Below are 8,523 nucleotides of genomic sequence, written 5' to 3'. Positions count from 1 at the left end.
TGAAGCATAGCTTGATCAGTCTATAAAGACTATGTTGATACTTAACTAAACCGGCCTTGTCTGATCCAAGACCGCTGAATTTATCAGGTATATCATGACCGAATCTTTTGCAGCCCTCTTTGAAGAAAGTGAATTAAACCTCAACGTTGAAAAGGGTGCAGTCATCCAAGGTGTTGTTGTAAACATCGATAGCGACTGGGTAACTGTTGACACTGGCCTAAAGTCTGAAGGCATTGTTGACCGTGCTGAATTTTTAAATGAACAACGTGAACTTGAAGTTCAGGTTGGTGATACTGTTGACGTAGTTGTTGAAGCTCTTGACAACGGTATGGGTCAAACAGTTTTATCACGTGAAAAAGCTAAGCGTGCTGAAACTTGGACTAAACTTGAAAAAATCTTTGAAGATGGCGAAATCGTTACTGGTGTTATCTCTGGTAAAGTTAAAGGCGGTTTCACTGTTGACATCGGTCCTGTTCGTGCATTCTTACCAGGTTCATTAGTTGACACTCGTCCTATCCGTGACACTACTCACCTTGAAGGTAAAGAGTTAGAGTTCAAAGTAATCAAACTTGATGCTAAACGTAATAACGTTGTTGTATCTCGTCGTGCTGTTATGGAAGCTGAATCTTCTGCTGACCGTGAAGCATTACTTGCTCAACTTGAAGAAGGTCAAACAGTTACAGGTACAATCAAAAACCTTACTGATTACGGTGCATTCGTTGATCTTGGCGGTATTGATGGTCTTCTACATATCACAGATATGGCTTGGAAGCGTATCAAGCACCCTTCAGAAGTTGTTGAAGTTGGTCAAGAAGTTACTGTTAAAGTACTTAAATTTGACCGTGAACGTAACCGCGTATCTTTAGGCCTTAAACAATTAGGCGAAGATCCATGGTTAGCGATCATGAGCCGTTACCCTAAAGGTTCTATCGTTAAAGCTCGCGTAACTAACTTAACGGACTACGGTTGTTTCGCTGAAATCGCTGAAGGCGTTGAAGGTTTAGTTCACGTTTCTGAAATGGACCACACTAACAAAAACATCCACCCATCTAAAGTTGTTCAGATTGGTGATGAAGTTGATGTTATGGTTCTTGAAGTTGATGAAGAACGTCGTCGTATTAGCCTTGGTATCAAACAAACTCGTGCTAACCCATGGGAAGAGTTTGCTAAAGCTCATGAGAAAGGCGAAAAAGTATCTGGTACTATCAAGTCTATCACTGACTTTGGTATCTTCATTGGCTTGAACGGTGGTATCGACGGTTTAGTACACTTGTCTGATATTTCTTGGAACGAGCAAGGTGAAGAAGCTATTCGTCGTTACAAGAAAGGTGACACTGTTGAAGCTGTTATCTTGTCTGTAGACGCTGAAGGTAACCGTATCAGCCTTGGTATCAAGCAATTGAACAGCGATCCGTTCAATGACTTCTTAGCTGCTAACGAACGTGGTGCTTTAGTTAAAGGTACTGTAACTGCAGTTGATGCTCGTGGCGCAACTGTTAAGTTAGCTGACGAAGTTGAAGCAACTCTTAAAGCTTCTGAAATCAATCGCGACCGCGTAGAAGATGCGACTAAATTCTTAGAAGTTGGTCAAGAAGTTGAAGCGAAGATCATTAACGTTGATCGTAAATCTCGCTCTATCAACTTGTCTATCAAAGCGAAAGACGAAGCTGAAGAGAAAGAAGCAGTTGCTAGCTTGCGTACAGCAACAACAAGTCAAGACAATGGTCCTAAGACTATTGGTGACTTGATCAAAGCACAAATGAAGTAATAAGTTAACAAAGTACAGTTTCATGTAACGGAATTGTACTTTTTATACAAATTACTGTAAACGGTAGCCTAGTATTCAACATACTGCGCTACCGTTTTGTATTTAAACAGGTTATTATCGAACGACATAGAGTAGCAATAAATAACGAGGTCGTAGATGACTACTGAAGCTCTTAATAAGTCTGATTTGATTGAACGCATTGCGCTAAAAAACCCACACTTAGCTGAACCTTTGGTGGAAGAGGCGGTTAAAATTATGATTGATCAAATGATAGAAGCACTATCAACTGATAATCGAATTGAAATCCGTGGTTTTGGTAGCTTTGCTTTACACCACCGTGATCCAAGAGTTGGTCGCAATCCTAAAACAGGAAAATCAGTTGAAGTTGCAGCTAAAGCTGTTCCACATTTTAAACCCGGAAAAGCCCTTCGTGATGCAGTAAACGAATCTGGGAAATAAATAAAATTTATAAGTCGGGGTGTCTATGCGTTATATTTTAATTGCATTGCTTATTGTTGTATTTGGCTATTCTTTAGCACTTGTTTTGCAGAATCCAACAGAACTTTCTGTTGATTTGTTATTTACTCAAGTTCCAGCTATGCGTTTAGGCTTATTATTGCTACTCACATTAGTACTAGGAACTGTGGTTGGTCTTTTATTAGGTGTGCAAGTTTTCAGGGTATTCCAAAAAAGTTGGGAAATTAAACGCCTGCGTAAAGATATTGACCATTTAAGAAAAGAACAAATCCAAAGTGCTCAATTAGCGGCAGCTGAAGCAGCTGCAAATGTAAGACATGAAAAAACCGTTGTAGATATTTATCCGCAAGATAAAAACTCTACTCCGCTATAATCCCCATACTACTCTTTATTAATGAGTAAAGAGTAGTATCTTTCTAAATTTTATCTCTTCTTTTATTCTTCTAAATATAAACGCTTTTGTTCTTATCGCTTTAATTTTAGAAAGCAGTTCTCTACATTCCTTTATTCCTTCATGAGTTGTCTATTATAATAATGCTGATTTTATATGATGGAAGAAAGTCTCTTGAGTATCATTGTTGCGTTAGATGCAAAAAGCCAATATGACGCTTTAAAAATTGTTGAACAGCTTGATCCTGCTTTATGTCGTGTAAAAGTGGGTAAAGAGCTTTTTACTCATGAAGGCCCATCTGTTGTAAAAAAACTGCAAGAACAAAATTTTGAAGTTTTTCTTGATCTTAAATTTCATGATATTCCTAATACTACAGCCCAAGCAGTATGTGCAGCAGCTGATTTAGGAGTATGGATGGTAAATGTTCATGCGTCAGGTGGACGTAAAATGATGGAAACCTGTGTGGAGCGTTTAAAAGCAGGTAACTATCAAACCCAACTTATTGCTGTGACAGTACTCACATCAATGGGACGTGAAGATCTAAGAGATATTGGTCTAGATATTGAACCTGTTGAACATGTAAAGCGCTTAGCTAAATTAACTCAGGAAAGTGGCTTGGATGGTGTAGTTTGTTCAGCTCAGGAAGCTAAGATTCTTCGTGAATTAATTGGGCAAGACTTCTCTTTAGTAACACCAGGTATTCGTCCAGAGGGTTCTAATGCAGACGACCAAAAACGTATTGTAACTCCGAAGCAAGCTATGCTTGATGGTTCCACACATCTGGTTATTGGTCGACCGATTACTAAAGCAGAAAACCCAACAGAAATGTTGAAATCTATTCTGGCTTCAATTGCCTAAAAATTTAGAAATAAGCTAATTAATAGCGGCGCGAGTAGGCTTAATAATAAGCCACTCATCATGGCATGTGGTACATAATGTGTACCGCATGACTGTTTTACCATGGCTAAGGTAGCATCCATTGACGTTGCGCCAGCACTTGAGATAGCCGGGCGTGGAAAACGCCATCCCATCGTATACATTAGAAAAATAGCAACGATTTCCCTAAATAAATCAGTTAATAAGGCAATTCCACCTAGTTCTGCCGAGTGTAATTGTGTAAATAAAATCCCTGACATTGAATACCAGCCATAACCTTGTGCTAAAGCTAAAGTTTCATTAAGTGTAAAATGTTTGTGAAGTAAATAGTAATTCAAAAAGCCCGCTATACATGACCCTATAAAAGCAGCTAACGGTACAATTAAAATCTTCCAGCTTAACCAAGTGCGGTTAAAGTGGGTAAAGGCAAGTTCAATACCAATTAAGAAAATAAAAAGTAATAATAAATACCAGCTATTAAATGCGATATGTGAGGTGAATTGAGTAATGATAGCGCCGAATAAAACACCGACACCTAATGCAAAAAAAGCCTTCGCAATATTCTTTAAAGCATTTACAAAAAGTTGTAGAGAGATTTTTCCTTTGATGCTTTGTTTATCAAAAATTGTATAAGCTAATAAACACGTAAAGAACGAACCAAAAGATGTTGTAAGCGCAATGATAATAGCGGGTGGAAGTATGGTAGAAGGATTCTCGATTTGATCAAGTGCTAAGGTTAATTCCAAAGCGACACTCGCTAAGAGAATATAAGAAAAATAGGGCAGTATTTTAAATATAAAGTGTCGGATATTTAGAGATAGTTTGGGTGCTAGGAAATAACCGGAAGCAAGTGCTAAAAAGATTTGAATAATGAGATAAAAAGATTGCATATAATAGGTAGATTGTTATTAACCTACCTATTATGTCTTGAACATTTTAAGCTGCATAGCTCTGTGAGCTTTTATTTAAAAGTAAGTAGTCATTGGGCTTAACTTTACGAGTTTCTAACCAATACTTCCATGTGTAAGTTGGCCATAGTGAAAAGTTTCTACCATCGGTAGATTGATACCAGCTACTACACCCACCAGCTTGCCATACAGTTCCTTGAAGCTGCTTTTGAACACGTTCGTTAAAAGCATCTTGAACATCTGGTTTGATCTCAATTGCTTTTTGACCAGACTCTTCTACTAACTGAATAAGCTGTAAAATGTAATTTACTTGAGATTCAATCATAAAAATAATCGAATTATGGCCTAGAACTGTATTAGGACCTACCAATTGGAATAGGTTAGGAAAGTTTTTGGTCATAATGCCGTAATAGCTTTCAGCACCATCTTTCCATGCTTGTTTTAACTCGATTTGATTACGTCCGATACATGTGAAATGTTTTAAATAAATACGTGGGTCAGTAATAAAACCTGTACCGTAAATTAAACAATCAATAGGGCGTTCTCGTCCATCTTTGGTAACAATACTGTTTTCTTTAATCTCTTGAATACTATCAGTGACTAGCTCAACATTTTTTCGGTTAAAAGTAGGAAAGTATTTATTTGAGATAAGAATACGTTTACATCCCATAACGAAATCAGGTGTAAGTTTTTTTGCTAAATCTTTATCTTTAACTTGAAAACGTATGAATGCTTCTGCCAATTTTTGGCCATACTTCATGATTTGAGGTTGAACAATGGGTACAACGCGAGATTCATTACTCCAGTAAAGTCGACTACGATGAAGCTGGCGATAAATATTAGAAGATTTGAATAATGCTTTACTTAAGCTTGAATATTTACGCTCATCTCGTGGTATTACCCATGCGGCTGTTCTTTGAAATACATAGAGCTGTTTAACATCTTTGGCTATTTCAGGAATATATTGAATTGCGCTACCACCTGTACCAATAGATGCGACTGACTTTCCGTTTAAGTCATAGTCATGTGCCCATTGTGAGGAATGAAATACTTTTCCTTTGAATTTCTCTATCCCCTTGATAGGAGGAATTTGTGGGATGTGTAGGGGGCCAGATGCAAAAACTATAAATTGCGCTTCTATAGAAGGTTGGTTGTTAAAATCTAGAGTCCACACATGACGTGTTTCATCATATTCGACATGAGTTACGTCATGGTTAAACTTGCAGTAATCTTTAATTTTATATTTCTGTGTAATGTCTTGAATATAATTAAAGATCTCTGGCCCCTCAGCATAGCGTTTTGTCCAATCTGTTTTTGGTGCAAAAGATAATGAATACATATGAGATTGAACATCACATGCTGCACCTGGATAACGATTTTCTCGCCAAGTTCCGCCGACATCGTTTGATTTTTCTAAAATAACAAAATCTTGCTGTTGATTTTGTAGTAAACGGATTGCCATTGCTAGGCCACCAAAGCCAGCACCAATAATAGCGATTTTAGTTTTTTGAATAGCATCTTGCTTTGTGTTTAGCATTGGAAACCCTGCATAAGCTGAAAAGAGGATTGCTCGCAAGACTAACGCTTTTTAATCAGTTTAAACATGATTGTAACGACGTGAAAATTGATAGATTCGGCAATTAATTTTCTTGCTTCTTTATAGTAAAACATTTCAGTCTAGGGAAATTGATAGAAGAATGAAACGGTCGATACTTGGTTTAATTTATTTAATTCAAGGAATGCGGAATGCTGGCATTGATGTCGACTCACGTTTGGCTGATATAGGTATTAAAGTTGATGCTTTAGACCCGAGTTCTACAATTCATGATCGCCTTGAATGGGACATTCAACAAATAATTAGTAAAAATGTAGAGCCTGAAAAGGGTTTATTTATTGGACAGCATTATGCTTTAGCCGGTTACGGCCCATTGCTTATGCTACTTGTCACAAGTAATGATATTCAAACTGCTTTAAATAAGGGTATAAAATATCAAAAGCTTACGCATTTATTTGGTAGCTTAGCTTTATACGAAACTGATGAGCGGACGATTTTAAATTATTTGCCTGTTGATTTAAAAACGGAAATTGGGCAGTTACGGGCACAATGTGAAGTCTCTGGAACTTATAAGTTTATTCAAGATATTTATACGATGATGGGATTACAAATGCCTACGATGCGTATAGAACTTCCATTTGAAAAACCTACTGATATAGAAACTTTGTCACGCTATTTTGCATATTATGGCGAAGATGTGCATTTTAATGGTAAATATGCGGCATTTAGCCTAAGTAAGGATGTACTTGAAATTCAAATTCCTTCTGCCGATATCATTACACATCGTATTTATGAATCAAAATGTATTGCAGAAATAACAAGATTAAATCAACAAGATCATCAAACTCCACATATCATACAATGTGTGCAAGATTATCTTGAATTGCAACAAGGAATTATCCCGAGCATGGCGGAAACGGCTTTTGCATTGAAAATGCCTGAAAGGACATTAAGGCATCAACTGCAACAGCTAAATACGAGTTATAAGCAAATTCGTGAACAAATTATCAAGAATAAGGCATTGAAGCTTATGGAATATAGGGAATACTCAATAGAAGTTGTTGCCGAATTACTCGGCTATTCTGAACCAGCGGCATTTAATCATGCATTTAAACGATGGTTTGGACAGAGTCCTCGACAATATGCAAAAGAGTCATCGTCGTAACTCTTGATGCTAAAAGCTAATGTGGTTGAACAAAATGTTCGCTATACTCTCATCAGTTAAAATTGAAATAAAACGATATGTTAAATTTAAAATCTTCTCATAGTACTGCATTCACACCTTCTTCCCCAGCAGAACGCTATGCTGAGGCTTTAGCTTCAGGTCAATTTATGGCAGATGAAGCGCAAGCACAGGCAGTGCAAGAATTAGATCGCGTATGGAAAGAACTTTTAAACCGTTATAAAGCTTCAAAAAAAGCTTTCCGTCGTTTTCGTCGCCAAACTTCACCTAAAGGTGTATATATGTGGGGCGGAGTAGGCCGTGGTAAAACTTGGCTTATGGATCAATTTTACGAGTCTGTGCCATTTCGCCGTAAAACGCGTATGCATTTTCATCATTTCATGCAACATGTTCATAAAGAACTAAATAAGCTTTCGGGCCAACGTAATCCACTTGAAATCGTAGCTGACCAAATCTATAAAGATGCTGTCGTTATTTGTTTTGATGAATTCTTTGTCTCAAACGTAACAGATGCAATGATTTTGAGCGATTTATTCCAAAAATTATTTGTGCGTGGTGTGACATTAATTGCAACATCAAACATTGCACCCGATGGCTTATATAAAAACGGTATTCACCGTGATCGTTTCTTGCCAACCATCGAAATGGTTAAAAAGAACTGTGCTGTTTTAAATGTAGATGCAGGTGTGGATTATCGTTTGCGTGTACTAAAACAAGCTCAATTATTCAAATCGCCATTAACGAATGAAGCACAAAGCTGGATGGCCGAACGTTTTAGTGCATTAACTCATACACAAGCTCATTCTCAAGAGCCGATTGTGATTAATAATCGTGTTGTCGAAACTCTGGGGCATACAGAAGATGTGTTGTGGTGTGAGTTTTCTGAACTCTGCTTTAAACCACGTAGCCCAGCAGATTTCATTGAAATTGCAAATATTTATAATACGGTTCTAGTCAGTAATGTTCCTCATTTGACAGATTTCTTGTCAGAAGGTACTCGTCGCTTTATTTATCTAGTCGATGAATTCTATGATCGTGGAGTGAAATTACTTTTAACGTCTCAAGATAGTATTATTGATATCTATCAAGGTGAAAAATTAGCATTTGAAATTGAACGTACGCGCTCACGTTTGCTAGAAATGCAATCTGATGAATATTTACACTCTGAACATCGTCATATTGATGCTACTAAAACTTCTTAAGAAAGTGGATATGAAAAGCGCTCTAAATTGAGCGCTTTTTATTAAATTTAATCAAATTTCATTTGTTTAATAATTATAAAAAACAATGACTTATAAATTATATTTAATTTGCTTGCAATTCAATTTGCATAGAATTTAAAATCAAGTGCAACAAAAGTGCAGC

Annotated in this window: 8 protein-coding genes; 6 read left to right on the top strand and 2 right to left on the bottom strand. The window is 37.0% G+C overall.

Features of this window, described 5'->3' with window-relative positions; all coding sequences use genetic code 11:
- Positions 1-94: 94 nt before the first annotated feature.
- The 4 genes from rpsA (at position 95) to pyrF (ending at position 3,494) form a co-directional block, all read left to right on the top strand.
- The gene (gene rpsA, locus RFW85_RS17095; protein ID WP_002121348.1) at positions 95-1,768 is read left to right on the top strand and encodes a 30S ribosomal protein S1; all 1,674 of its coding nucleotides are present in this window, start codon (positions 95-97) and stop codon (positions 1,766-1,768) included.
- 156 nt (positions 1,769-1,924) lie between these two features.
- Complete coding sequence (locus RFW85_RS17090; RefSeq protein ID WP_002121337.1) at positions 1,925-2,227, top strand: integration host factor subunit beta; 303 nt, start codon at positions 1,925-1,927, stop codon at positions 2,225-2,227.
- A gap of 25 nt (positions 2,228-2,252) precedes the next feature.
- The gene (locus RFW85_RS17085; protein ID WP_033849878.1) at positions 2,253-2,618 is read left to right on the top strand and encodes a lipopolysaccharide assembly protein LapA domain-containing protein; all 366 of its coding nucleotides are present in this window, start codon (positions 2,253-2,255) and stop codon (positions 2,616-2,618) included.
- A gap of 177 nt (positions 2,619-2,795) precedes the next feature.
- Entirely contained in the window at positions 2,796-3,494 is a 699-nt protein-coding gene (pyrF, locus tag RFW85_RS17080) for an orotidine-5'-phosphate decarboxylase (protein ID WP_170247918.1), read from the top strand.
- Here the strand turns inward: pyrF and RFW85_RS17075 are convergent.
- Together RFW85_RS17075 and RFW85_RS17070 are read right to left on the bottom strand one after the other, a co-directional pair.
- Positions 3,491-4,402, bottom strand: a complete 912-nt coding sequence (locus tag RFW85_RS17075) for a lysine exporter LysO family protein (protein ID WP_170247710.1) — start codon at positions 4,400-4,402, stop codon at positions 3,491-3,493. The genes pyrF and RFW85_RS17075 overlap by 4 nt on opposite strands.
- Positions 4,403-4,448: 46 nt before the next feature.
- Positions 4,449-5,996, bottom strand: coding sequence for an NAD(P)/FAD-dependent oxidoreductase (locus RFW85_RS17070; RefSeq protein WP_170248489.1), 1,548 nt, complete (start codon positions 5,994-5,996; stop codon positions 4,449-4,451).
- A 121-nt stretch (positions 5,997-6,117) separates the two neighbouring features.
- Here RFW85_RS17070 and RFW85_RS17065 point away from each other — a divergent pair, with 121 nt between their 5' ends.
- Positions 6,118-7,140 carry an AraC family transcriptional regulator gene (locus tag RFW85_RS17065; RefSeq protein ID WP_216076539.1) on the top strand — a complete coding sequence of 341 codons (1,023 nt, stop codon included), beginning with the start codon at positions 6,118-6,120 and terminating at the stop codon, positions 7,138-7,140.
- Positions 7,141-7,217: 77 nt separating this feature from the next.
- Positions 7,218-8,360: a cell division protein ZapE gene (gene zapE / locus RFW85_RS17060; protein ID WP_002117902.1), complete on the top strand. Its 1,143-nt coding sequence runs from the start codon at positions 7,218-7,220 to the stop codon at positions 8,358-8,360.
- Positions 8,361-8,523 lie beyond the last annotated feature (163 nt).

Source organism: Acinetobacter sp. 12966 (assembly GCF_031196995.1).
GTDB classification, from domain to species: Bacteria; Pseudomonadota; Gammaproteobacteria; order Pseudomonadales; family Moraxellaceae; genus Acinetobacter; species Acinetobacter geminorum.
Note: the sequence above shows the minus strand (reverse complement) of the source record. Positions and strands in the feature narration are given on the sequence as shown.